21 protein-coding genes and 1 pseudogene are annotated in these 23,552 nt (G+C 67.4%); 9 read left to right on the top strand and 13 right to left on the bottom strand.

Annotation, left to right across the window (positions count from 1 at the left end):
* Positions 1-51 precede the first annotated feature (51 nt).
* Positions 52-849, top strand: coding sequence for a siderophore-interacting protein (locus tag AC5P8U_RS17115; protein ID WP_447897011.1), 798 nt, complete (start codon positions 52-54; stop codon positions 847-849).
* Between the two features lie 158 nt (positions 850-1,007).
* On the opposite strand, the pseudogene AC5P8U_RS17110 reads toward AC5P8U_RS17115, so the two are convergent.
* Positions 1,008-1,334, bottom strand: a pseudogene (locus AC5P8U_RS17110) (hypothetical protein); the annotation flags it as partial.
* Between the two features lie 197 nt (positions 1,335-1,531).
* Between AC5P8U_RS17110 and AC5P8U_RS17105 the strand changes: the two are divergent.
* Positions 1,532-1,933: a hypothetical protein gene (locus tag AC5P8U_RS17105; RefSeq protein ID WP_312539613.1), complete on the top strand. Its 402-nt coding sequence runs from the start codon at positions 1,532-1,534 to the stop codon at positions 1,931-1,933.
* A 175-nt stretch (positions 1,934-2,108) separates the two neighbouring features.
* Here the strand turns inward: AC5P8U_RS17105 and AC5P8U_RS17100 are convergent, their stop codons facing one another.
* Together AC5P8U_RS17100 and AC5P8U_RS17095 are read right to left on the bottom strand one after the other, a co-directional pair.
* Complete coding sequence (locus AC5P8U_RS17100; RefSeq protein WP_005415047.1) at positions 2,109-2,816, bottom strand: YceI family protein; 708 nt, start codon at positions 2,814-2,816, stop codon at positions 2,109-2,111.
* A gap of 86 nt (positions 2,817-2,902) precedes the next feature.
* Positions 2,903-3,493, bottom strand: coding sequence for a malonic semialdehyde reductase (locus AC5P8U_RS17095; RefSeq protein ID WP_005415046.1), 591 nt, complete (start codon positions 3,491-3,493; stop codon positions 2,903-2,905).
* Positions 3,494-3,619: 126 nt separating this feature from the next.
* On the opposite strand from AC5P8U_RS17095, the gene AC5P8U_RS17090 reads away from it, so the two are divergent.
* The 6 genes from AC5P8U_RS17090 to AC5P8U_RS17065 all read left to right on the top strand — a co-directional run bounded on the left by AC5P8U_RS17090 (position 3,620) and on the right by AC5P8U_RS17065 (position 7,569).
* Positions 3,620-4,579, top strand: a complete 960-nt coding sequence (locus AC5P8U_RS17090) for a mitochondrial fission ELM1 family protein (RefSeq protein ID WP_111008377.1) — start codon at positions 3,620-3,622, stop codon at positions 4,577-4,579.
* 154 nt (positions 4,580-4,733) lie between these two features.
* Positions 4,734-4,964: a hypothetical protein gene (locus AC5P8U_RS17085; RefSeq protein WP_005415044.1), complete on the top strand. Its 231-nt coding sequence runs from the start codon at positions 4,734-4,736 to the stop codon at positions 4,962-4,964.
* 48 nt (positions 4,965-5,012) lie between these two features.
* On the top strand, positions 5,013-5,864 hold the full coding sequence (locus AC5P8U_RS17080) for a DUF2145 domain-containing protein (protein ID WP_447897012.1): 852 nt from the start codon (positions 5,013-5,015) through the stop codon (positions 5,862-5,864).
* A 19-nt stretch (positions 5,865-5,883) separates the two neighbouring features.
* Positions 5,884-6,387 (top strand): hypothetical protein, encoded by a 504-nt coding sequence (locus AC5P8U_RS17075; protein ID WP_069139918.1) that lies wholly within the window; start codon positions 5,884-5,886, stop codon positions 6,385-6,387.
* Between the two features lie 32 nt (positions 6,388-6,419).
* Positions 6,420-6,932, top strand: a complete 513-nt coding sequence (locus tag AC5P8U_RS17070) for a hypothetical protein (protein ID WP_072169048.1) — start codon at positions 6,420-6,422, stop codon at positions 6,930-6,932.
* Positions 6,933-7,008: 76 nt separating this feature from the next.
* Positions 7,009-7,569: a queuosine precursor transporter gene (locus AC5P8U_RS17065; protein ID WP_005415040.1), complete on the top strand. Its 561-nt coding sequence runs from the start codon at positions 7,009-7,011 to the stop codon at positions 7,567-7,569.
* A 174-nt stretch (positions 7,570-7,743) separates the two neighbouring features.
* On the opposite strand, the gene glnE is transcribed toward AC5P8U_RS17065, so the two are convergent.
* Complete coding sequence (gene glnE, locus AC5P8U_RS17060; RefSeq protein ID WP_088496223.1) at positions 7,744-10,539, bottom strand: bifunctional [glutamate--ammonia ligase]-adenylyl-L-tyrosine phosphorylase/[glutamate--ammonia-ligase] adenylyltransferase; 2,796 nt, start codon at positions 10,537-10,539, stop codon at positions 7,744-7,746.
* Between the two features lie 385 nt (positions 10,540-10,924).
* On the opposite strand from glnE, the gene scpC reads away from it, so the two are divergent.
* The gene (scpC, locus tag AC5P8U_RS17055) at positions 10,925-12,439 is read left to right on the top strand and encodes a succinyl-CoA:acetate CoA-transferase ScpC (protein ID WP_021202957.1); all 1,515 of its coding nucleotides are present in this window, start codon (positions 10,925-10,927) and stop codon (positions 12,437-12,439) included.
* A gap of 136 nt (positions 12,440-12,575) precedes the next feature.
* On the opposite strand, the gene hglS is transcribed toward scpC, so the two are convergent.
* The 9 genes from hglS to AC5P8U_RS17010 all read right to left on the bottom strand — a co-directional run bounded on the left by hglS (position 12,576) and on the right by AC5P8U_RS17010 (position 23,482).
* Positions 12,576-13,937, bottom strand: a complete 1,362-nt coding sequence (gene hglS / locus AC5P8U_RS17050) for a 2-oxoadipate dioxygenase/decarboxylase HglS (RefSeq protein WP_072169046.1) — start codon at positions 13,935-13,937, stop codon at positions 12,576-12,578.
* A gap of 164 nt (positions 13,938-14,101) precedes the next feature.
* Entirely contained in the window at positions 14,102-14,590 is a 489-nt protein-coding gene (locus tag AC5P8U_RS17045; protein ID WP_072169045.1) for a hypothetical protein, read from the bottom strand.
* 31 nt (positions 14,591-14,621) lie between these two features.
* Positions 14,622-15,371: an HAD family hydrolase gene (locus AC5P8U_RS17040; protein WP_072169044.1), complete on the bottom strand. Its 750-nt coding sequence runs from the start codon at positions 15,369-15,371 to the stop codon at positions 14,622-14,624.
* Between the two features lie 84 nt (positions 15,372-15,455).
* Entirely contained in the window at positions 15,456-15,872 is a 417-nt protein-coding gene (locus AC5P8U_RS17035; RefSeq protein WP_019662197.1) for an EF-hand domain-containing protein, read from the bottom strand.
* A 232-nt stretch (positions 15,873-16,104) separates the two neighbouring features.
* Complete coding sequence (locus AC5P8U_RS17030; protein ID WP_049413267.1) at positions 16,105-16,476, bottom strand: hypothetical protein; 372 nt, start codon at positions 16,474-16,476, stop codon at positions 16,105-16,107.
* A 209-nt stretch (positions 16,477-16,685) separates the two neighbouring features.
* Positions 16,686-17,399 carry a M15 family metallopeptidase gene (locus tag AC5P8U_RS17025; protein WP_227838037.1) on the bottom strand — a complete coding sequence of 238 codons (714 nt, stop codon included), beginning with the start codon at positions 17,397-17,399 and terminating at the stop codon, positions 16,686-16,688.
* Complete coding sequence (locus AC5P8U_RS17020) at positions 17,332-18,879, bottom strand: serine hydrolase domain-containing protein (RefSeq protein WP_227838035.1); 1,548 nt, start codon at positions 18,877-18,879, stop codon at positions 17,332-17,334. The genes AC5P8U_RS17025 and AC5P8U_RS17020 overlap by 68 nt, the downstream gene beginning before the upstream one ends.
* A 55-nt stretch (positions 18,880-18,934) precedes the next feature.
* Complete coding sequence (locus AC5P8U_RS17015; RefSeq protein ID WP_088497046.1) at positions 18,935-21,958, bottom strand: TonB-dependent receptor; 3,024 nt, start codon at positions 21,956-21,958, stop codon at positions 18,935-18,937.
* 51 nt (positions 21,959-22,009) lie between these two features.
* Positions 22,010-23,482, bottom strand: coding sequence for a transglutaminase-like domain-containing protein (locus AC5P8U_RS17010; protein ID WP_151354759.1), 1,473 nt, complete (start codon positions 23,480-23,482; stop codon positions 22,010-22,012).
* Positions 23,483-23,552 lie beyond the last annotated feature (70 nt).

The following is a 23,552-nucleotide window of genomic DNA, read 5'->3' as shown; positions in this document are numbered from 1 at the left end:
GGTCGCCCCTACGCCGCGCGCCCCCGCGCGACACCTTTACAGGTAACCCCCATGACCGAACACAACAACACGCGCCTGCGCCTGGATGTGCGCTTCCGTGAACTGACCGTGCTGCGCACCGAAGAGGTCACCCCGCACATGCGCCGCATCGTGCTGGGTGGCGACGACCTGGCCGGCTTCGATTCGCCCGGCGCCGACGACCACATCAAGCTGTTCTTCCCCAACGCTGCGGGCGAGATGGTGCTGCCGGTGCTGACCGCCGAAGGCCGCAGCTACCCGGCCGGCAAGGCGCCTTCGCCGGCCCGTGACTACACCCCGCGCTGGTGGGACCACGAGCGCGGCGAGCTGGCCATCGACTTCGTGCTGCACGACCAGGGCGTGGCCGGGCCGTGGGCCGAACGCGCACAGCCGGGCGACATGCTGGTGATCGGCGGCCCGCGCGGCTCGTTCGTGGTGGCCGACACTTACGACGCCTACGTGCTGATCGGCGATGAAACCGCACTGCCGGCCATCGCCCGCTGGCTGGACGTGCTGCCGGACAGTGCCGAGGTGCAGGCCTTCATCGAAGTGCGCGACGAGGCCGAACGCCAGGACCTGCCGCAGTACGAGAACGTGCGCATCCACTGGCTGGAGCGCAACGGCTTCCCGGCGGCCAGCAGTACGCTGCTGGAAGACATGTTGACCGACTTCGAGGCCCCGGACGGCGATGTCTTCTACTGGATCGCCACCGAATCACGCCGCGCACGGATGATGCGCAAGTTCATCGAAGGCCACCTGGGCGTGCCACGCGACTGGATTCGTTCCACCGGCTACTGGAAGGCCCACCCGGACGAAACCGACGGCGATTGATCAAAAGGCGGTGGGTGCGGACCCTGCTTGGTGGGTGCGGACCGTTGGTCCGCACGCCTTTGACGCACCTTCCTGGGTGGGTGCGGACCGTTGGTCCGCACGCCCTTGACCATGTAGAGCCGAGCCCACGCTCGGCTGCTTTTCGCTCCACCCTAGCGTTACGCGCGATGAGCCGAGCGTGGGCTCGGCTCTACAGGAGCACTGGACGCCGCCTGCCGCGTCCACCCGAACCGCTTCGCGGCCCATATCTCCAGCGCCACCAGCAGGGCGATGATCAGCACCGGCAACAGCAGCCCGAAGTACACGCCGGGCATCATGCCGTTGATCTGCGCCTTCACCAGCCGCAGCACGCCACGGGTGTGCAGCAGCTCATCCACGTGCATGGTCAGCGCCTCGCGCACCACTTTCGGTTCCAGGCCGAGGGTACCGGCCCGTTCCACCAGCGTGTCTTCCACCATGCCGCACAGCAGACCTTCGCGCACTTCCGTGGGTGATACAGCGGGCCATTGTGGAGCCGAGCCCATGCTCGGCTGCTCGTCGTTCCGCCATCGGAAAACCCTCGCGCTGCGCGCGATGAGCCGAGCGTGGGCTCGGCTCTACAGGTATTCCATCGCCCGGTTCAACGCATCCGCCGGCAAGCAATGCGACAATCGCGCTCCTTTCCTGCAGCAACGAGGCCCACATGGCCAAACTGACCCTGGCCAGCGTGGATGCGCTGCGCGCCCGTTTCGCTGATGACGCTGCCTGCGACGCGGCCCTGGCCGCCTTCGCCGACACCGCTGCACTGCGCGCGCCGCTGCGCGAGCTGGTGGAAGCACAGCACCGCTACCTGCAGGCCGAATTCGAAGTGGCGCAGGTGGCCGACGTGCTGCGCCGCGACCAGAAGTACGCGCCGGTGGGTCGGCCTTCGATCAACATCGTGCAGCTGCGCAAGCAGCAGGCTGCCACCAAGCAGGCGGCGCTGATCGCCCGCCAGAGCGTGGCGCAGGCGGCGCAGACGTTCGTGCGGGTGAGCGGGATGACGGTGAAGGCCAAGCAGAGCCCGAGCGAAGCATGTGGGGCGTGGCTGGGCGCGTTGCGCTGAGGGATCGTGCGGACCAACGGTCCGCACCCACCAGATGCCGGTTGGCATCTACCGGGTAGTGCCGGCCGCTGGCCGGCAACCCCATCGGCATCGGGTGCCTCGCATGCAGAACCCAAAAAGAAGGCCCGCTTTTCAGCGGGCCTTCTGCCTTCTCACGACGAGTGAGCTGGGTGCATCAAGCTGCCGGCTTTTCGCCGGTGGCTTCGGTGGTGATGCGGATCTTCACTTCATCGCTGACGTTCGGGGCATACGCGCCGACGCCGAAATCGCTGCGCTTCAAGGTGGTGGTGGCATCGAAGCCGGCGGCCGGAACCTTGGCCATCGGGTGCTCGCCGCCGCCGTTGACGGTGACGTCCAGGGTGACCGGCTTGGTGATGCCCTTGATGGTCAGGTCGCCGGTGACGGTCAGCTTGTTGGTGCCGGCCGCTTCCACCTTGGTGCTCTTGAAGGTGGCATCGGCGAACTTGGCGGCGTCGAAGAAGTCGGCGCTCTTCAGGTGCTCGTCGAACTTGGCGGTGAAGCTGTTCAGGCCGCTCAGCGGCAGCTTCACTTCCACGGTGGACTTGGTCACGTCTTCGGCGTTGTACACCAGGGTGCCTTCGACGTTGCCGAAGTGCGCGCTGGGGTTGGAGAAGCCGAAGTGGCTCCACTGCGCCAGCACGTCGGTGTGGCTCGGGTCCAGCTTGTAGGTGCCCGAGGCGATCTTGATCGCTTCGGCAGCCGGCGCGGCAGCAGCGGCATCAGCGGCCGGGGTGGCAGCCTGCTCGGTGGTGGCCGGGGCGGCGGCATCGGCCGCCGGGGCAGCGGTATCGGCCGGCTTGGAGCAGGCGGCGATGGCCAGGGTCAGGGCCAGCGGCAGCAGCAGTTTACGGGTGGCGCTCATCTGAGGAACTCTCCGGATCGTAGGGTGGGTACACGGTGCAGCAAGAGCCCGCCGCGGGACGGCGGGCCCGAAACCGATACAGCGACTTACGCGATGCGCGCCGCTTCGTCGAACGACAGGCGCGGCAGGCGCGGGAACAGGCCCGCCGGATCACCGTAACCCAGGTTGACCAGGAAATTCGACTTGATGGAGGTGCCGGCGAAGAAGGCTTCGTCGACCTTGGCCGGGTCGAAGCCGGACATCGGGCCGGCATCCAGGCCCAGCGCGCGCGCAGCCAGGATCAGGTAGGCACCCTGCAGGCTGCCGTTGCGGATGGCGGCTTCGTGGCGGCCTTCCTGCGGGCCATCGAACCAGGCCTTGGCATCGGTGTGCGGGAACAGGTACGGCAGCTTCTCGTGGAAGTCCAGGTCGAAACCGATGATGACGGTGACCGGCGCAGCCATGGTCTTGGCCAGGTTGCCTTCGGACAGCGCCGGGGCCAGCTTGTCCTTGGCCTCCTTCGAGGTGACGAAGACGAAGCGGGCCGGCGTGGTGTTGGCCGCGGTGGGGCCCCACTTCACCAAGTCGTACAGTTCCTTCAGCAGGCTCTCGGGGACCGGCTTGTCGAGGAAGGCGTTCTGGGTGCGGGCCGTACGGAACAGCTGATCAAGGGCGGCGGCGTCGAGCGCGTGGGACATCGGTGGATCTCCAGGGCGGCGAAAGGAAGTCAGTGCCCGCGGGCGGCGCGGGGCGAAACGACGAGCCGCAGTGTAGAGTGTCGCGACTGTTGCAACACCCAGCAGGGCTGAAACGAATTAATGCCAATGGTGAAACGATCGAGCGCGCCATGGACGGTCACTGACGGCCGTGCGGGCAATGTCCGCCAGGCGGTCGCGCTGGCCTCGGCACTGCGCCAGGGCACCCACCGACCGCTGCTCCTGCAACCGCGCGCACCCTGGCGCTGGCTGTCGCCGCGGCGCCTGCCCGGCGATGTGAATGGCTACGGCGAGGCCTTGGCGACGCTGGCGGCTGAGGCGCCGGCACTGGCGATCGGCTGTGGTCGCCAGGCGGCCGGTGCCCTGCGCGTGCTGCGTGCACGCGGCAGCCAGGTAGTGCAGATCCTCGACCCGCGCATCAGCGCCCGCCATTGGGACGTGGTGGTGGTGCCGGAACACGACGCCCTGCGTGGCTGCAATGTGCTGACCCTGCTCGGCAGCCTCAACCCGGTGGACGACGACTGGCTGGCCTGGGGCCGCGCCGCGTTCGCCGGCTTCAGCACCTTGCCCGGCCCGCGCACCGCACTGCTGGTCGGCGGGCCGACGCCGCTGGCGCCGTGGGACGAGACGGCGATGGTCGGCGTATTCCAGGCGCTGGCCGAGCAGATCCGCAGCGAAGGCGGCAGCCTGCTGGCGACCACCTCGCGACGCACGCCACCGGCCTTGGCCGAGATCCTGCGCGCGAAGTTCGCCGACCTGCCGCACGTGATCTGGGGCGATGGTGGCGACGGTACCAATCCCTATGGTGGCCTGCTCGGCTGGGCCAACCGCGTGGTGGTCTCGCCCGATTCGGTGAACCTGCTCTCTGAAGCCTGCGCCACGCGCATGCCGGTGATGGTGGCACTGGCCGATACCGCGCAGGGCCGGCTGGCCCGTTTCCAGCAGCAGTTGCGCGAACGCGGGCGCTTGCAGCCGCACTGGCTGGACTGGCAGTACGACCGCATCGAGCCATTGCGCGAAACCGCGCGCGTGGCGGCGGAAGTAAAGCAGCGCCTGGCCTTGGGGTAGTGCCGGCCGCTGGCCGGCAACGCTGTGCGCATTACCGGACACCCTGCCGATGCCGGCCAGCGGCCGGCACTACCGGGGTGCGCAGCGATTTCTGAACATTTCAATCCGCCCATACCGTTAGAGTCCGGTGTCCCCCACCGGACCGAATGCCTTCATGCGTACCCTGCTCCTGCTGCCCCTGGCCCTGCTCGCCGCGTGTTCGACCGCGCCCACCGAGCTGGACCCGATCTCCTATCAATGCCAGCAGCAGCTGGATGCGTACCGCGAACAGCCGGCGCTGCGCGATCCGAAGACGGGCGAGCGCCCGCCGCTGCCGATCGCCCCGATCAGCGATGCCTGCGACAGGGAACTCCAGCGCAAGGGCGTGGATCGCCCGCTGCGCTGAGCAGCGTATGATCGGCGCGCGGGCCTGCCCGCCGTTGAAGGTACCGACATGGATCGTTTTTCCCGCCTGCGCCGCGCCGCGCTGCTGATCGCCAGCCTGCTGGCGACCGCACCGGCCTGGGCCGACAGCACCGCCTGCCGCGAGCGCTACCCGAGCGTGGCGTCGCAGGCGGCGATGCTGGATGTCGCCTGGACCACCGCCGAACGCCTGGACGCGCTGCCCGATGTGGACGTGGTGGTGGCCGCGCGCGGTGGCCAGGACCTGAGCCGCTATGGCCTGCGCCACAGCCACCTGGCGTTCCTGCTGCGCGAGGACGACGACCGCTGGCGCGCGATACACCTGCTCAACCGCTGCAAGACCGACCGCTCGCAGCTGTACCACGAGGGCCTCGGCAACTTCGTCGGCGAGAGCGGCGGCCATACCGACCTGCGCATCGGCGTGCCGTCGGCCCCCTTGCGTGCGGCGCTGCGCGCGATGCTGGTGTCGCCCTCGATCCAGCCCAAGGCGCTGCACGAAGCGAAGTACAACGTGGTCGCCTACCCGTTCGCCACCGACTACCAGAACTCCAACCAGTGGGTGCTGGAAGTGCTGGCGGCGGCGATGGCGCAGGCCGAAGGCGCGCCGGCCATCGTCAAGCGCGAACAGGCACAGCAGTGGCTGCGCCAGCAGAAGTACCAGCCCAGCGTGCTGCATATCGGCCTCGGCAAGCGCGTGGGTGCGCGCCTGTTCGTAGCCAACGCCACCACCACCGACCATCCGGCCGGCGAACGCATCTCCGGCAACTATGCGGTGGTGACGGTGGAATCGGTGTTCGACTTCCTGCACCAGCGCAGCCAGCTGCAGCAGGAACTGGTGATCCCCCACGTGCCGGTGGCCGGTGCCACTGCCGCCACGCCCTGAATCCCGCAAGGAGAACCACATGCGTCCGCTGCTTACCTCTGTGTTGTCGATGGTGATCGTCACCGGCCTGGCGTGGTCGACGGCCGCCCACGCCGAACGCCGCATCGTGATCATCCATGACCCGGGCCCGCAGGGACCGAGCCTGGAAATGTCCACGCAGATGGTGGCCTCGGCCCGCGCCGCAGCAGCGAAGGAAGCCCAGGATGCGGCCGATGCCGGCCAGCCGCTGGCCCGCCCGCAGCAGATCAAGCTGCCGCAGATGGAGGTGAGTGCCATCGCCACCACCGTCGATGGCCGCCGCGAAGTGCTGCTGCGTGATGCCAACGATCCGCAGAACACCGCATCGATGCAGTATCCGCGCGGCGTCGGCGACCCGGCCGTGCAGTTCACCGTGGGCCAGACCGTGAACTTCGAGCCGACCGGCAACGACCAGGGCTGGCAGCTGAAGGACAACCAGGGCCGCCCGCTGGAATACCTGCCCGAAGCCACCGGCCCGCGCGACATCTTCGATACCCGGCGCTGAGCCGCCGTCCCCACGCTGACCAGGAGGTCTCCATGTTCCGTTGCCTGCGCGTTCCCGCTTCTGCCCTGCTGCTCTCCGCGCTGCTGGTGCCCACCGTCCATGCCGGCGCCGCGCCGGAGTTGAACAGCAGCGAGGCCAGCGTGCTGATCACCTCGCTGATCGTGGTCTCGGTGCCGCTCGCTGCGTCGGCGGGCCTGTCCGAACTGTCGAAAGCGCCGTTCAAGGCCAGCGAACGCAATGGCAGGGTTGCCCGCACCAAGGCGGTGCCGCTGCCACCGATGGAAGTGAAAAAGGTGGAGACCACGGCGGCGGGCGAGCGCCAGGTGCAGCTGCAGGTGCCCGACAAGGCCGATCAGACCGCCACCCTGCGCTGGCCGGCGCGCGTGCATGAAGACCAGACGGCGGCCTTCGTGGTCGGCCAGCAGGTGCATTTCGACCCCACCGAGGCCGGTGCCGGCTGGACCGTGAAGAGCGCACAGGGCCAGGCGCTGGCTTACGTCCCCACCGCCTACGCCGCGGGCGATGTGATGAGCGAAGCGTTGTAAAGCTGAACAAGCGGTTTTGGCTTTGCCGCGGGCCGGGCGGATAATGGGCGATCCCCTTTGTCCCCCCTGGCTCGCGATGTCCGTGCGTCCTGCCCCTGTGTTTGCCCCGCTGACCGCCCGCGCCCTGGTGCTGGCGGTATTGGCGATGGGCGCGGTGGTGCTGCTGTCCAACGTGCTGGTGCAGTACCCGATCAACGACTGGCTGACCTGGGGTGCCTTCAGTTATCCGGTCGCGTTCCTGGTCAGCAACCTGATCAACCGCCGCTTCGGCCCGGGCCCGGCGCGCCGCGTAGCGTGGATCGGCTTCGCGGTGGCGGTGCTGCTGTCGATCTGGGTGGCCACGCCGCGCATCGCCGTTGCCTCGTGCTCGGCCTTCATCGTGGCGCAGTTGCTGGACATCACCGTGTTCGACCGCCTGCGCCGTGGCAGCTGGTGGCGCGCACCGATGGTGGCCACGACCTGCAGTGCGACGGTGGATACCACCATTTTCTGGTCGATCGCGTTTGCCGGTTCCACCCTGCCGTGGGTGAGCTGGGCAGCCGGCGACCTGGCAGTGAAGCTGGCGATCGGCGTGTGCCTGCTGGCCCCGTTCCGCGCGCTGCTGTGGAAGATGGCGCCGCTGCGCGCGACCAGCTGACCGCACATGCTCTGGTAGGTGCCGACCTTGGATGGCACATGAGCACGGTAGGTGCCGACCGTTGGTCGGCACGCTCCATCAGAGTTCATCACCGCTGACAGATTGTGCCGACCAACGGTCGGCACCTACCAACAGCGGATCATCCCCGGGCAATTGTTCTAATGGGTGGACCCATCACCCGAACGGCAACGCTGCCGCTCTGCACGCTGCCGTAATCGCGGCACACGCCTCTTCAATCGCGGGCGTGGTCGGTGCCAGTCGCGGGCGCCGGTCCAGCGTGCAGGCCAGGCCGACATCCAGCAGCGTGGCATGCGCGCCATGCAGTGCTTGCGCAGTGTCTTCCGGAAGGAAACCGGCAACCGCCAACGCATCGATCAGCGACGGCGTGTCGCGTGGCTGCAACAGCGCGGAATGCTGCGCACTACGCGCCAGCACGCCGGTCTGCAGCAGGAACTCCAGGTCCACCACGCCACCGGCACCCTGTTTCAGGTCCAGCCGCGCGGCATCGCTGCGGTCCAGTTCAGTGCGCATGCGGCCGCGCATCTTCAGCACATCGGCATACAGCGTGGCCGGATCGCGCTCACGACCCAGTGTCTGTGCGCGCACCTGTTCGAAATCGGCCAGCAGGCTGGCATCACCGGCCACACCGCGTGCGCGGACCAGGGCCTGGTGTTCCCAGGTCCACGCGCGTTCGCGCTGGTATTCAGTGTAGCTGGCCAACGAAGACACCAGCGAACCCTTGCCACCGTCCGGGCGCAGGCGCACGTCGATGTCGTACAGGCGCCCGGCGGCGGTGACCGCACCAAGCAGCGCCATCACCTTCTGTGCCAGTCGTGCATACCAGCGCCCCGGTTCCAGCGGACGTGCGCCATCGCTGGCCTCCACGCCGGCCGGATTGTCGTGCAGGAACACCAGGTCCAGGTCGGAACCGAAGCCCAGCTCAAGCCCGCCGAGGCTGCCGTAGCCGATGATCGCGAAACGTCCACCGGGAATCCCGCCGTGCGCGGCGCGCATGTCCGCCTCGGCCATCGCCAGCACGGTGGTGACCACCGCCTGCGCCAGCTCGGCCAGTTGCCGCGTGCTGTCCACCGCACCCTGGCGGCCATCCAGCGTGGCCATTGCCATGCGGAAGCTGAGCGCCAGCCGCGTCTCGTTGAGCCAGCGCAGTGCGGATTCGGGATCTTCCACCGCCAGCACCTGCTGGCACTCGGCCAGCATACCGGCCGCATCGGGCATCGGCCCGGACACGCGCACGTCCAGCAGTTCGTCCAGCAGCAGCGGGTACGCGGCCAGCCGCTCGGCCAGCAGCGCGCTGCGCGCCAGCACGTCGACCAGCCGCGCCAGCGCGCTGGGCTGTTCGTCCAGCAGCGCGAGATAGCTGGTCCGGCGCAGCACCGCCTGCAGCAGGCCAAGCACGCGCCTGAGCGCGGCGTCGGGTTGCGGCGAACGCGTGGCCGCATGCAGCAACGCGGGCAGTACGCGATCCAGCCGGGCACGCGCGGCATCGGACAATGACTTCACGCCGGTGCCCTGCGCGAAATCACGCAATGACTGGTCCGCGCCGTTGGCATCGAGGAAACCGGCTTCAGCCAGCAGCGGTGCGTTGCTGCCCTCGGGCAGGCTACGCCAGTAGTTGGCCAGCGCGTCGGGCGCGGCCTGGCCCTTGCGCGGTGCCAGCAGCGCGGCGAATTCGGTACTGACCCGCTGCTGCTGTTCGGCCAGCGCCGCGCGCAACACGTCCCAGTCCGGGTAGCCGAGGCCGACGGCGATGCGCTCGCGGTCCAGTGCATCGCTGGGCAGCACGTGGGTCTGCGCATCGCGCAACATCTGCAGGCGATTCTCCAGGCGGCGCAGGAACAGGTAGGCCTCGCGCAGCGCACTGCCGTCCTCGGGCGCGATCTGCCCCGCAGCCACCAGCGCGTCCAGCGCCACCAGCAGGCGGCGCTCGCGCAGCGCAGGTTCGCGGCCACCGCGGATCAGCTGCAGCGCCTGGCACAGGAACTCGATCTCGCGGATGCCACCGGCGCCGCGCTTGATGTCTTCGTGCAGCTCGCGGCGCGCGACTTCGGCGGTGATCGCCGCCTTCATCTCGCGCAGGCCATCGAGCGCAGTGAAATCCAGGTAGCGGCGGTACACGAACGGGCGCAGGGTCTGCAGCCACGCTTCACCGGCCTCGATATCACCGGCGACAGCGCGCGCCTTCAGCCACGCATAGCGCTCCCAGTCGCGGCCTTCCCGCTGGAAGTACTGGTCCATCGCCGCGAACGACAGCGCGACGCGGCCGGCGCTGCCGAACGGGCGCAGGCGCAGGTCGACGCGGTGGCTGAAGCCATCGACGGTGGTTTCGTCCAGCAGCTTGGCCAGGCGCTGGCCGAGGCGGGCGAAATACTCTTCAGCGGCCAGCGCGCGCGGGCCGTCGGATTCGCCGCCGTGCGGATAGGCGTAGACCAGGTCGATATCGGAACTGAAGTTGAGCTCGCCGCCGCCGAGCTTGCCGAGGCCGAACACCACCAGCTGCTGCGCGGCGCCTTCGCCATCGCGGACCACACCGTGCCGCTGGGCGAATTCCTGCTGCAGCGCGTCCAGCGCCAGCCGCAGGCAGTTCTCGGCCAGGGTGGTGGCGCCAGCCAGGGTCTGTGCCACGTCGTCCAGACCGGTCAGGTCGCGCCAGATCAGCCGCGTCGACATGGCAGTACGCCAGCGCCGGATCTGCGCCGGCCAGTCGCTGGGCTGCAGCGGATCGAGCACCGGTGGCGGGATCGGCGGGCAACCGGGCGCGGCCAGCTGCGCCAGCAGCGCCGGTTGCCGCACCAGGGTGTCCAGCGCGAAGTCGCTGGTCACCGCCAACCGGCTCAGCAGCGGCAGCAGATCGGTCGGGATGGGTTCGGGCAGGACCTGGGCCAAGCGCGCCAGCGCGCGGTCGACAAGAGGCTGCAGGGCGGCGGGCAGGTCAGCGGGGGCGAGGGTCATGGGTCTGATTGTATCGACCCGGCTGGGGCGCAACGGACCCAGTAGTGCCGGCCGCTGGCCGGCAAATCCGATGATCCTGCCGAAGGTTACTGGGGTTGCCGGCCAGCGGCCGCCACTACCGATACTGGGAGCCGCGCATTCATACTGGGCGACAGGCAATAAAAAAGCCCGCTTGCAGCGAACTGCCAGCGGGCTCTGCTCCCTCCCCCACGTCGGGATGCAGGGCCATCGTGCGGGCTGCGAAAGCACTTTGCACGCTGCACTGCAAAACAGAACCGGTGGGTATGGGTGAGCCCCTGGGGGAAAAGCCATTCCACGAAGGTAGAACCCCCCGTACGGATGAGGATGGCCGATAATCGGGATTCCCCCCAGAAACACTGTCGTCATGTCTGTTGATCGCATCGCCAACGCGCGTCTCCGTGACCGCGTGGTCTCCGCCGAGGCCGCAGCCGCGCTGATCCAGCCCGGTGAAACCGTGGCCATGAGCGGCTTTACCGGCTCCGGCTATCCCAAGGCCGTTCCCGTCGAACTGGCCCGCCGCATCGAAGCGGTGCATGCCCAGGGCAATCCCTTCCAGATCAAGCTGATGACCGGCGCCTCGACCGCGCCGGAACTCGATGGCGCGCTGGCCAAGGCCGATGGCATCGCCATGCGCATGCCGTTCCAGAGCGACCCGGACGCGCGCAACCGCATCAACGAGGGCAAGCTGGATTACATCGACATCCACCTCAGCCACGTTGCCCAGCACGTGTGGTTCGGCTTCTATGGCGAGATCGATACCGCCGTCATCGAAGTCTCGGCCATCCGCGAAGATGGTTCGCTGGTGCCCTCCACCTCGGTCGGCAACAACAAGACCTGGCTGGACCTGGCCAGGAAGGTGATCGTCGAGGTCAACGAGTGGCAGCCGGCCGGTGTCGACGGCATGCATGACATCTACTACGGCACCGCGCTGCCGCCGCACCGCAAGCCGATTCCGCTGGTGAACGCCAACGACCGCATCGGCGATACCGCGCTGCGCTGCGACCCGGACAAGATCGTGGCCGTGGTGCGTACCAACGGCCCGGACCGCAACAGCCCGTTCAGCCCGATCGATGCAACCAGCGAGCAGATCGCTTCGCACCTGATCGAGTTCCTCAAGCACGAGGTGAAGAAGGGCCGCCTGCCGCCGAACCTGCTGCCGCTGCAGTCGGGCGTGGGCAACATCCCCAACGCCGTGCTGGCCGGCCTGGCCAAGAGTGGTTTCCGCGACCTGGCCGCGTTCACCGAAGTGATCCAGGACGGCATGCTCGACCTGCTGCGCGACGGCGTGCTGAGCTACGCCTCCTGCACCGGCTTCGCGCTGAGCCCGCAGGCGAATGAGACGTTCAAGGAGAACATCGATTTCTACCGCGAGCGCATCATCATGCGCACGCAGGAAATCTCCAACCACCCGGAACTGGTGCGCCGCCTGGGCTGCATCGGCATGAACGGCATGATCGAGGTGGACATCTACGGCAACGTCAATTCGACGCACGTGATGGGCACGCGGATCATGAACGGCATCGGCGGTTCCGGTGACTTTGCCCGCAACGGTTTCCTGTCGGCGTTCCTGAGCCCGTCCACCGCCAAGAACGGCACCATCTCGGCGATCGTGCCGATGGCCAGCCATGTCGACCACACCGAGCACGATGTGTCGGTGATCGTCACCGAACAGGGCCTGGCCGATCTGCGCGGCCTGACCCCGCGCAAGCGCGCGCAGGTGCTGATCGACAACTGCGCCCACCCGGACTTCCGCCCGCAGCTGCAGGATTACTTCGACCGTGCCAGCCGTGAGAGCTACGGCAAGCACACCCCGCACCTGCTGCCGGAAGCGTTGTCGTGGCACCAGCGCTGGCTGGATACCGGCACGATGAAGGGCTGAGGCCCGCTACGGACGTCGGGTAGAGCCGGCCGCTGGCCGGCTTCCCCAACAGCCGGCCAGCGCCCGGCTCTACAAAGGGGCCGCTCCGCAGAATCCCTGTAGAGCCGAGCCCACGCTCGGCTCCACGGCAAGCGGTTTACCCGCGCAGCGCCGCCAGCGACTCGGCCTGCAGCCGCTCGTAGATCTCGAACTCGTCGTTCACCGCCACGCCCAAGGCCTGCTCGAAGGCCTCACGGTTGGCATGCGCGGCATAGGCGCGCTGTTCTTCGCCGCCCAGGTTCGACTGGAAGATGCCCGCGGCGCTGACCGGCAGGAAATCCTCGTAGACGATCGGGTCGGCCGTGGCCAGGCCGGCGGCCACCAGCACTTCAGCGGGCAGATCGGCCACGCGCTCCGGCGCGGCGCGGCCAGCGTCGGTCAGCTGGTAGCGGTAATACCCCAGGCCTTCCTGGCGCAGGGTGTCATGGTCATCCGGGAAGCTGGCGAACACCGCCTGGAGGCGCTGGCCGTAGTCGCCGCCGGTGCTGCCTTCACCACCGGCGTCGCGGGCCTGCGACAGCAGCTGGTCGTACAGCGCGCGGCCCTTCGGGGTCAGCGCCAGGCCGCGTTGTTCGATCTCGCCGAAGCGCGCGGTATGGGTGCCGGCATCACCCCCTTCGGCATCCGGGAAGTGCACGGCCTCTTCCAGCGCCTTGAAGCTGGTCTGGCGCAGCAGGATCGGGCAGGCACGACGCGGCGGGCCTTCAATCACCGCCTTGGCCGCCATGCCGTGCTCGATCATTGCCGCCTGTGCAGCGTCGATGTCCAGCGTGCGCGGGGTCAGGTGGTTGATGTGTGGGCCGCGGAAACTGACCACGTCAGCCACCAGGCGGTGCGCGTTGTGCAGGGCGTGGTAGGTCGGCAGGTCGACCGTGGCATCGCCGTGCCAGCGGAAGGTTTCCAGCGCCTCCTGGACGAAGCGCTCGGCATCGGCCTGCAACAGGCCACCGTCGCGCTCGGCCTGGTCGATCAGCGCCAGCGCGCCGTCGGTGAAGATGCGGCGGCGTGCGAGGATCTTCGCCGACTCGGCACGCAGGGCTTCGTCTTCGATCAGCTCCAGGCGCAGCAGCGAGGTGAACACGCGGAACGGATTCTGCGCCAGCGCCGCGCCGGTCAGCGGGCGGAACGCGGTGGAGTGCACCGGCACGCCGGCCACCGACAGGTCGTAGTAGCCGACCGGGTACATGCCCATCACCGCGAACAGGCGGCGCAGTGTCGCTAGTTCCTGCACGGTACCGACGCGGATCGCGCCATGACGCTCTTCATCCAGGCGCGCACGCTCGTCGTTGCGCTGCAGCTGCGCGGCCAGCGCCGGGTCCTGGGCAAGCACCTGCGCGTTGATCCGCTCCACCAGTTCCACCAGCGTGCCGTACAGCGGCACTTCGGTGCGGTACATGCGGGACATGGCCTGCGCGAACAGGCGGCGGATCACATCAGGCGAAACGAAAGAGGCGCTCATCAGTCACTCGATTACGGGAACGGGGAACAGCTCGGACCCGTATTGTCGCCGGAGCGCCCGGCGGCGGCGATACGCAGAGCAACATAAGGAAACCGGTAGTGCCGGCCGCTGGCCGGCAACCTCCGGATGCCTGGAATGGTGCAGGTGCCGGCCAGCGGCCGGCACTACCGCTTGAGCTGGCGCTTCAGCGTGGCATCCAGGGTGATCGGCCGGTCCCAGTGCTGGTAGCTGGCCACGATGGCATGGCGCACAGCCCGGTAGTGCAGATTGTCCGGCTTGGTGGGCATGCGCTTGACCACCGCCTCCCAGCCGCCCTCCGGGTCCTGGCTGAAGGCACGCACGCTGTCGCGGCAGGTCTGGCCACTGGCCTTGGCCCAGAAGCAGGCGAAATAAATGTCTCCTGCCTGCCAGCCGTGGGTGGTGAACAGCGCGCTGATGTAGCCGCGCGGCACGTCGGCATAGCGCGACACTTCGTCGAGGAAGGCGTCGGGGTAGCGTTCGGCGTAGTGGTTGATGTCCTGCAGCTGGGCGTCGACCCAGCTGTCGCCGGTGTCCACTTCATAGGTGGCCGAACGCTCGGCGGTCTGCTGGGCCAGCACGGTGGCCGGCGCCAGCAGCAGGAACAACATCAGCGCGCGCAGTCGGTGGTTCATGCCCCGATTCTGCCGCAGCCGACCGGCCCTGTCAGGCCGCAGCAGCCTTGGCCTCGATCGCCGCCAGTGCGGCCGGCCAGTCGTGGGCGGTATCGGCAGTGACCATGCGCGGTTCGTCGTCGGCCACGCCATGCTGGGTCTCGTGGGCCCAGGTCACTGCGTACGGGGTATGCACGCCCCAGCCACCCAGCGTCACCACCGGCTCGATGTCCGAGCGCAGCGAGTTGCCGACCATCACGAAGCGCTGCATCGGCAGGTCGAATTCGGCCAGCACGCGGGCGTAGGTTTCCGGATCCTTCTCCGAGACGATCTCGATGCGCGGGAACAGCTCGGCCAGGTTGGCGACCTTGATCTTGGCTTCCTGGTGGAACAGGTCGCCCTTGGTGATCAGCACCACCGGGTAGTGCTCGGCGATGGCCGCCACCGCTTCACGCACGCCGTCGATCAGCTCGACCGGGTGGCGCAGGGTGTCGTGGCCGATCTCCAGAATGCGCTGGATGTCCTTCGCGTCGATGCGCTGGCCGGTGATGTCGATGGCCGCTTCGATCATCGACAGGGTCATGCTCTTGACGCCGTAGCCGAAGGTGCCCAGGTGGCGCTGCTGCACTTCCAGCAGGTGGCGGGCGGTCTGGGTGTCATGCACGTCGACATAGCGCGACAGCAGGTCAAGGTAATCCTGCTCGGCCTTGCGGTAGTAGTCCTCGCTCTTCCACAGCGTATCGTCACCGTCAAAACCGACCAGGCCGATGGCGCGCGACGGCGCAGGCGTGGGGGTGTTCATCGCCCAAGGATACAGGGGCCATGGTGACGAAAAAAACCCGGGCGGCCGAAGCCGCCCGGGTTCCCATACGCCCCGATGCAGGACTTACCTGCCCTGCGCACCCTGCGCTGCGCCACCCGCACCAGCCTGCTGGGCGGCCACGTAGGCCTTGTACTCATCGGCGCTCAGTTCGCCGTCCTTGTTGGTATCAGCCTGGTCGAACACCTGGGCCAGGCCGGCGTTCACCTGCGCCTCGGTCTTGCTGATGGTGCCGTTGCCATCGGTATCGATGCTGGCCCAGGTCTGGCCACCGCCATTGGCCTGCGCCGATGCCGCTGCGGCCGCATTGGTCGCCTGGTCGGCGGCCTGGCCGGCCTGTGCAGCCGCCTGCTGGGCCTGAGCGGCTTCGTTCTGCGCCTGCGCGGCCTGCTGCTTGGCCGACTGGGCCATCGCCGGGATGGCCAGCACGCTGCCGGCGGCGACGATCAGGGCGATCAGGGGCTTGCGGTTGCGAATAGTCATCAGGGGTGTCTCCTACCGATTGGGTGGTGTTGCGCGGCGTGTTGATTCCGCACGGCACCTACCCTGCCACCGCGTTTCTGAATCGATTTTGCGTCGCGAGCGGCGCCCACACGCGCGATTAACCACTGGCCTCCACGCATGCTTTAGCGCGGTGGTTAGGGTGAAGTGAGTGGCTCATAAGATGCGCATTCAGCGCCTCTGCATTTAACCGGCAGGCAACGAAAAACCTGCGTCAGTCGACGGTTTTTTCCGATGACCGCGAACTGAACAACACCCATGCAAGAGCAACACCGGCGAGCGCACCGGCGATTTCCAGCACCACACGGCTGCCAAGTTCGTTCGGATCGTGGATGGTGGCCAGGAAGATGCGCGCGTACAGCGGCGATTCCAGCCGCACGATGCCCATGTAGAACAGCTTCCACGCATCGATGCCGGCGGCGATGATCACGGCGATGACGCAGGACCAGCCGATCGCGTGCCCCATCGACCACCGCAGCAGGCGGCACAGCTGCGACCACAGGAGGTACACGAGCAGGCCGACCAGCAGGGCAATGGCGCCCGCTTCCAGGGTGCCGAGCAGGCCGAAGTGCAGGGGAAGGTTCATCGGGTGGGCAGGGATGAAGAGGCGGCCAGTGTAAGGGATCTGCTTCGGACCCAATCGGCAGCCACAGTAGATCCACGCCATGCGTGGATGAGTCTCCATCGAGATCGAATAATTCGACGATTGAACAAAGAGCAGCCGAGCATGGGCTCGGCCCTACAACGGACCGCGCGGGAAACTGTCAGAGGCTGGGCGGTGCCCTGCCGTTACCCCTACCGTACCGGGACGTCGTACGCGGTACCGGGATCCGGTTCCGGCTGGAACGTGTAGTGCCACCACTCCTGCGGGTAGTTCACGAAACCACGCCGTGCCATTGCCTGCACCAGTTGCCGCCGGTTCGCCTGCTGCGTCTCACTCAGCCCGCTCGTCTGCGTATGCGCACGCGGCCCGAAGAAGTCGAAGTCAGTGCCCATGTCCAACGGCGTACATGCACCGCTGCGGCAATCCAGCAGGCCCAGATCCACCGTGCCACCGCGGCTGTGGCCGGAGCGCTCGGCGATGTAGCCGTCGGCCAGCAGGCGCGGCTTGTCCAGGTCAGGATACTGCTGTGCCTTGCGCGAGAGCTCGCGCGGATCGTTCACCCAGGCCATGAAGGCCTGCACCGAACGCACCGGCCGGTAGCAGTCGTAGAGGCGCAGGCCGAAGCCATCGGCGCGCAGGTCTTGCTCCACCTCGGCCAGCGCCTTCGCCACCGGCGCCAGCAGGTAGCACGAAGGCGCCTCGTAGCCGGGCACGCGCACGCCGGTGAAGTTGTTGGCGCCGGCGTAGCGGATGTCCATGTCGATGCCTGGCGACAACGTGCGGATCTCCACCAAACCAGCGCTGGCCGCGTCGGTGGCCGGTGAAACGCGCGGTGGCTCAGCGGCGCTGGTGGTCGCTGCCAGGGCAATCGCCAGTACGAGTGAAATGCAGGTCCTGGAAGTCATAGCTGAAGTCGATGTCCGGATCGATGGCGCGCAGGTCCAGTGTCGGTGCCAGGCCCTCACCCGGCTGCAGCCACGCCTGCGCGTCTTCGCCCAGCGTATCCCAGCGCAGCAGCCAGCGCCCCTGCAGCTGCAGCACAGCCCCCTGCAGCCGGGGCGACTTGTCCACGCTGAAGCGCAGGCCGTCCTTGCCCGGGCACAGCGAGGCCGGCCCCAGCCACGGATCGGTGTAGCGGCCGTGCCAGCGCGGCAGATCGGCGTCCGATGCCGGCCGTGCCTCCGACGTCGCCGGCCGCTGATGGCCGCTTGCCCTAGCCTGGTCTGCCTTCAGTTCGGCCAGGTACGCCAGTGCCGGACGCGCCTCATCGGGGGCGGTGAAGCGCTTCAGCGCGGCCTGCATCAATGCGGTGCGCGCATCCTCGCCTTCACCGTTGATCAGCATCACCACGCCCACCTTGCGGTCAGGCAGCAGCGCCAGCGACGAGTACATGCCCGACAGGGTGCCGGTGTGCGCCACCTTCCACTGCCCGTCCATGTCCGACACCCGCCAGCCATAGCCGTAGCCATAGAAATGCGCGTTGTCCCAGCGCCGCTGGCGTTCACCCAGCGCCATCGGCATGTGCAGGGTCCACAGCGTACGGCGCTGCTCAGCATCCAACCAGCCAGGTGCCAGGGCAGGATCGAGCAGCACCTGCATCCAGCGCGTCATGTCGCGCAGCGAACAGCGGATGCCGCCGGCGGCCATCGACGGTAGATCCGGGCTGATCGCACCATCGGCGTTCACCACCGCATTGTGGTCGCCATGCCAAGCGTGTGGCTGCGCCACGTTGCCCACCCGCTTCACCGACCACGCCCCCACCTGGCAGCGGGTCATGCCCAGCGGCTCGAACACCTGCTCGCGCATCAGCTGGTCATACGGCTTGCCACCCGCCGCAGCGGCCAGTTCGCCGGCCACCACGTACATCAGGTTGTCGTACGCATAGCGGCTGCGGAAACTGCTGACCGGCTTCAGGTGCGCCAGCCCGGCGATGATGTCGGCGCGGGTGAACGCGTTCGGCTCCGGCCACAGCATCAGGTCACCGGCGCCCAGGCCCAGGCCGCTGTTGTGGATCAGCAGGTCGCGCACCTGCATCTGCTCGCCCACCCACGCATCGTGCATGCGGAAGCCCGGCAGATGTTGCTGCACCGGATCCTCCCAGCGCAGCTTCCCCTGCTGCACCAGCCGCGCCAGCAGCGCGGCGGTCATCGCCTTGCTGTTGGAGGCGATCTTGAACAGCGTGTCCTGGTCGATGCGGCCGCCGTCGCCACGCGCGCCTTCGGCGTGGCGATAGACCACCTGCCCGTTGTCGACCACCGCGATGGCCAGCCCGGGCAGGTGCTCGTGCTGGACCACGGCGGCGACGTCGGCCTCGAGGGAGGCGATGTCGGTCGCCGAAGCGGACGGTGCGGCCAGTGCCGCCGCGACGATCAGCAGGTGGTACATGCGCGCAGCCCCTCCATTGCCCGCGCCGTCACGGTGGACGGCGCGGATCGTGGCCTCAGAAGTTCCAGGTCACCACCAGCTGGGTGTAGCGCGGGGCCTGCCAGCGCGTCCCGGTGGCGAACGTCGCCTCGCGGTACTGGCCGGGCTGCGCTTCATAGCGCTGGTGCACGTTGATGGTCTTCTGGTTGTTGAACAGGTTGTACACCGACAGCCGTGCACTGAGGTCGATGCCCTCCACCGGCAAACGCCAGGTCACATTGGCGCCCATGGTCCAGGTCCACGGCAGGCGACCGAACGCACCGCGTGGGCTGTACTCGAACTGCCGCTGGTTGTACGGGCCGGAACAGTTGGCCACGCACAGCCAGCCGGTGCCACCGCCGCTACCTTCGCTGGAGGTACTGCCACCGGCGATGGAATCGTTCGGCCACATCACGCCGTAGGCAGTGATCGGGCCACCGGACTGCACCTGCAGTGTGGTTCCGAACGACCATTGCTCGTTCAGCGCGTAAGCGGCACGCAGCTTGAACTGGTGGCGGAAGTCGTTGAACAGCACGCCATAGCGCTCGTTGGTGGCCGGATGGTCCCAGAACTGAACCATGCCCGTGTCGCCGTAGTTGGTATCGGAATTCACAGGGCCTTCGAAATTGCCCTCGCTCTTCGACCACAGGTAGGACGCGTTGAACATCCACTTCTCGTCCCAGGCACGGTCGATCTGGAACTCCAGTGCCTTGTAGGTGCGCTTGGGCTTGGAGTAACCGATCACCTCGCCGCTGCCGCCCTTCCGATAGCCGCTGTTGGCGGTGTCAATGGTGATCCAGCCTTCGTTGGCGCAGCCGATGCTCTTGTCGCCCCAGATCGTCAGGCTCTCGCCCGGGTTGGCGATCGGCCACAGCGTGCTGGGGGTCGGGCCGCATGGGGTGTAATTGATGCGGATGTCGTCCAGCGCACGGGTCATGCGTCGATAGGTGGCGTTGACGCCCCACGACCATGCCTGGTTGATCATGTTCTGGAAGCCTAGGATGTACTCGTCCTGGTAGACCGCCTTGAGGTCGCGATCCACACTCTGGCGCAGGTCGGCACCGCCGGTGTTCATGCGGGTGTCGGTCGGCCCGATCTGCTGGCCGACGACCGGTGCCATGTACGGTGAGCCGGTCGGCGAGGTTTTCCGCTCCCAGCCATTGAGCACGTAGTAGCTGTACTCGTCGGTCAGGCCACCTGCGAAATTCACGTTGATGTTGTTGGTGACAGGCAGGTAGTAGCGGCCGGCGTTGCCGAACAGCTTGGTGCTGCCATCACCGCGCATGTCCCACGAGAAGCCGACGCGAGGTGCGATCAGGTCATCCATCTTGATGAACGCCTTGCCGGCGGCGGTACGGTTCTCGAAACGGTCCCAGCGCACGCCCAGGTTCAGCATCAGGTTCGGGGTGATGTTCCAGATGTCTTCCACGTACAGCGCATTGGCTTCGGTCTCGAACGTGCCGCCCGACTTGCGGTTGCGCGCACGGAGCATTTCGGTAACGCCAGCCGGTACGTAGGCATTGGCACCGTCCCAGACTTCATCGCCGGGGCGCGCCACGTAGGCGGTGTAGCTCAGTTCGGTCGGGCCGGGGTAGCGGGTGGACTGCTTTGTGGTCATCAGCTCACGGTCGACACCGAAGCGCAGCAGGTGGTCACCCAGCTGCCATTCGAAGTCCAGTCGCGCCACGTCACGGGTATCGTCACGCTCGGCCACTGCCGTGCCCGTGGGGTGGCAGCCTGCGCGCAGGCCCTGCAGCTTGCTCAGGCGCGGGCCGTAGGTACTGTCGGTGAACACGGGGCTGCAGGCCTGATCCAGCGATGAATTGGTGAAGGCACGCTGGTTGTTCTGGCCGACCATGGCGCGCGCGGTGAAGTTCTGTCCGAAGTGGCCGGTGTAGGTGGCCGACCAGTTGCGGCCGCCGGTCTCGGTGACCGAATCGCCGCCCCAGGCGCCGAGCTGGTCGGCGTTCCAGTTGTAACCGTACGACGCATTGGTGACATCGCCCTCATCCGAGAACGCCAGCAGCGCCAGGCTGTGGTTGTCGTTGATGTTCCAGTCCAGCTTGGTGCCCCAGAAGCCGTTGCCGGAATCGTTCTTGAACCAGGTACTGCCATCGGACGAGGTGTTGTGTCCCTTGTCGCTGCGGTCTTCGTACATCGCGAACAGGAACAGCTTGTCCTTGACGATCGGGCCGGAGCCCCACACGTTGGTCTTCAGGAAGGAGTTGTTGTCGCGGCTGCCGTAGGAATGCGGGGTGCCGTCGCGGTGGAAATGATCGCCGCCACTGGCGCGCCACGCACTGGGCTCGGCGGTGACTTCAACACCGCCCTCGAATTCGTTGCTGCCCGAACGGGTCACCGCATTGATCACGCCACCGGTGGAGCGGCCGAACTCGACCGAGTAGCCACCGGTCTTGACCTGGAACTCCTTGAAGAAGGCGAACGGCGCGGTGCTGAAGCCGCGACGGGTATACATGTCGGTGACATTCAGGCCATTGATGAAGACCGCATTCTCGGCCACCGATGAACCAGCGAATGACAGGCCGCCGAATGACGAGTTGCCGCCGACCACGCCCGGCGCCATCAGCGCGACCGCAGACAGGTCCTGCGCCACCGGCAGCCGCGAGATCTCCTGGCGGTTGATGTTGAAGGATGTCTCGGTGGAGTAGACGTCCACGCGGTTGACCACTCGGGTGCCGACCACCTGCAGCGCATCGAGATTGGTGACGCCGCCGCCACTGGCCAGGTTGACCGTGGTGGTACCACCTACTGCCACACTGACAGCAATCTGATCGCCCAGCTTCTGGCCATCGCGGCTGAGCTGCAGCTGGTAGTCACCTACCGGCAGCTGGCCGAGGCGGTAGCTGCCGTCGGCGCCGACGGTGACGGTACGGGTCAGACCCGTACTGTTGCTGACCACGGTCACCTGGTCACCCGCGGTTGCACGGCCGGCAACTGCGCCGCTCACGTTCTGTGCCATCGCGATGCCGGGCAGCACTACGCCCAGACACGCCCCAAGGGCGACGCACAACGCCGCCCGCTTGATGCTGTAAGCCTTCATCCCCTGCTCTCTCCTGCAAGAATTGAATGGTGTGGAATGCGGTGTGTCGCGCTAGCGTTGCCTGGCTGGCAGTACCCGCCACTGGAAGTCGTAGCTCCATTGGTCGAAGTACAGGTTGCCGCCTGCCCACTCGGCCTCGCCGCGCTGCGAGTCGACCGTTTCCGAGCGGAAGTGCTGCTTGGCCGGCACGAAGGGCTGGCCGAAATCGTCGTTGAATGCGATGCGGTAGCCGTCGAGGCCACCCAGGTAGAAGTCACGGAGGGCCGGCACATCACTGGCCAGTGCGCCGGTGGTCACGTCCATCGGTAGCCAACCATACGGCGCCAGGTAGACCTGCCCCCAGTCATGCAGGTTGTTGTAGCCGCTGCCGTCGCCGGAGAACACCATGCCCGACTGCCAGCGCGCGGGAATGCCGTTCAGGCGCAGCAGCGCGATCAGCAACAGGGTCTGCTGCCCGCAGTCGGCATGGCCGGCACGCAGTGCGTAGTCGCTGATGTTGCTGAGCGTGGAATATTCGCGCGCACCGGCCCATGGAATGCGGTCGACCGCGGCAAACAGCTTGCGCAACACTTCATACGGGCGCGTCTCGCCCTGCAGCACCTGGTCGGAGAACAGCTTCAATGCCGGGGTGAAACGCACATGCGGCAGCTGTTCGGCCAGGTAGGGCTTCAATGCGGGATCGTTCGGTGTCGCCTGCACCTTGGCCGGATCGATCGCGGTATGCCGGGCGAAGATCGTGACCGCGTAACGGATCTCGAAACGGGTCGGCTGCCCGGCAACCGCTTTGGCTTCGAGGTAGGCGGTGCGTTGCTGGGTATGGGCCGGAGCCACGCGCGCCTTGCCCGGGGTGCTGCCCAGCCACTGCACCTGCTCCTGCTGGCCGGGGATCTCGCGCGGGTACGGAATCCAGGCACGCACGGTCTCGCCGGCCGGCACCGCATCGGCCTTCACCGTCAGCGACTGGGTGAATTCATAGCGCTGCGGCAGAACCGACGCCTGGCCACTCTGTTCGGCCGCAGCAACCACGCCTGCGTGGTGGGCATTGAGCACTTCGTTGGGGCCCGGAGGCGGCATCGGTGCATCCGCGCGGCGACGCGCGCGTGCTTCGTCGCTGAGCAGGAACAGGTTCGAGGGTGCGCGCTTGAAGTACCAACGCTCGCCATCGATATCGAGATGCTCGATCAGGCCGAGTTGGTCCCAGCGCGCAAATTCCTCGTCGGTCAGATCGGGAATGCCGCGCCGTACGGCGTCCTTGGCGGCGCTTTCGTCGAGGGCGAAATCCAGGCGGATGCGGCGCATGCGCTCGCGCTGGAACGCTTCGTCAGTGGCGGCGGGTGCAGTGGCCAGCAGCGCGTCGGCGTCGCGGAAACGGCCGCTGTCGATCAGGTCGATCACCTGCACTCCTCGCGCGCGCTGCTGGCTGCTGCGCCCGTCTGCCGCCTGCGTGGCCGACACCCACAGCAGCAGCGCGGCACACAGGCCGGCAGCAGCAGGCAGACGTGGTTTGCGAACGGCAGGATCCACAGCGACACTTCCCCAGCGCGGGTGGTAACGGCTGTGTAACACGGGCCGGGATGTCGGTCAATAATTTATT

Source organism: Stenotrophomonas sp. YJH_SMC_81, assembly GCF_059370875.1.
This window is presented reverse-complemented; position numbering and strand designations above follow the sequence as displayed.

What these genes read in the sequence shown, in the direction of transcription:
- AC5P8U_RS17115 (WP_447897011.1), top strand. Translation starts at nt 52, where the DNA reads ATGACCGAACACAACAACACGCGCCTGCGCCTGGATGTGCGCTTCCGT.
- AC5P8U_RS17105 (WP_312539613.1), top strand. Translation starts at nt 1,532, where the DNA reads ATGGCCAAACTGACCCTGGCCAGCGTGGATGCGCTGCGCGCCCGTTTC.
- AC5P8U_RS17100 (WP_005415047.1), bottom strand. Translation starts at nt 2,816, where the DNA reads ATGAGCGCCACCCGTAAACTGCTGCTGCCGCTGGCCCTGACCCTGGCC.
- AC5P8U_RS17095 (WP_005415046.1), bottom strand. Translation starts at nt 3,493, where the DNA reads ATGTCCCACGCGCTCGACGCCGCCGCCCTTGATCAGCTGTTCCGTACG.
- AC5P8U_RS17090 (WP_111008377.1), top strand. Translation starts at nt 3,620, where the DNA reads ATGGTGAAACGATCGAGCGCGCCATGGACGGTCACTGACGGCCGTGCG.
- AC5P8U_RS17085 (WP_005415044.1), top strand. Translation starts at nt 4,734, where the DNA reads ATGCGTACCCTGCTCCTGCTGCCCCTGGCCCTGCTCGCCGCGTGTTCG.
- AC5P8U_RS17080 (WP_447897012.1), top strand. Translation starts at nt 5,013, where the DNA reads ATGGATCGTTTTTCCCGCCTGCGCCGCGCCGCGCTGCTGATCGCCAGC.
- AC5P8U_RS17075 (WP_069139918.1), top strand. Translation starts at nt 5,884, where the DNA reads ATGCGTCCGCTGCTTACCTCTGTGTTGTCGATGGTGATCGTCACCGGC.
- AC5P8U_RS17070 (WP_072169048.1), top strand. Translation starts at nt 6,420, where the DNA reads ATGTTCCGTTGCCTGCGCGTTCCCGCTTCTGCCCTGCTGCTCTCCGCG.
- AC5P8U_RS17065 (WP_005415040.1), top strand. Translation starts at nt 7,009, where the DNA reads ATGTCCGTGCGTCCTGCCCCTGTGTTTGCCCCGCTGACCGCCCGCGCC.
- glnE (WP_088496223.1), bottom strand. Translation starts at nt 10,539, where the DNA reads ATGACCCTCGCCCCCGCTGACCTGCCCGCCGCCCTGCAGCCTCTTGTC.
- scpC (WP_021202957.1), top strand. Translation starts at nt 10,925, where the DNA reads ATGTCTGTTGATCGCATCGCCAACGCGCGTCTCCGTGACCGCGTGGTC.
- hglS (WP_072169046.1), bottom strand. Translation starts at nt 13,937, where the DNA reads ATGAGCGCCTCTTTCGTTTCGCCTGATGTGATCCGCCGCCTGTTCGCG.
- AC5P8U_RS17045 (WP_072169045.1), bottom strand. Translation starts at nt 14,590, where the DNA reads ATGAACCACCGACTGCGCGCGCTGATGTTGTTCCTGCTGCTGGCGCCG.
- AC5P8U_RS17040 (WP_072169044.1), bottom strand. Translation starts at nt 15,371, where the DNA reads ATGAACACCCCCACGCCTGCGCCGTCGCGCGCCATCGGCCTGGTCGGT.
- AC5P8U_RS17035 (WP_019662197.1), bottom strand. Translation starts at nt 15,872, where the DNA reads ATGACTATTCGCAACCGCAAGCCCCTGATCGCCCTGATCGTCGCCGCC.
- AC5P8U_RS17030 (WP_049413267.1), bottom strand. Translation starts at nt 16,476, where the DNA reads ATGAACCTTCCCCTGCACTTCGGCCTGCTCGGCACCCTGGAAGCGGGC.
- AC5P8U_RS17025 (WP_227838037.1), bottom strand. Translation starts at nt 17,399, where the DNA reads ATGACTTCCAGGACCTGCATTTCACTCGTACTGGCGATTGCCCTGGCA.
- AC5P8U_RS17020 (WP_227838035.1), bottom strand. Translation starts at nt 18,879, where the DNA reads ATGTACCACCTGCTGATCGTCGCGGCGGCACTGGCCGCACCGTCCGCT.
- AC5P8U_RS17015 (WP_088497046.1), bottom strand. Translation starts at nt 21,958, where the DNA reads ATGAAGGCTTACAGCATCAAGCGGGCGGCGTTGTGCGTCGCCCTTGGG.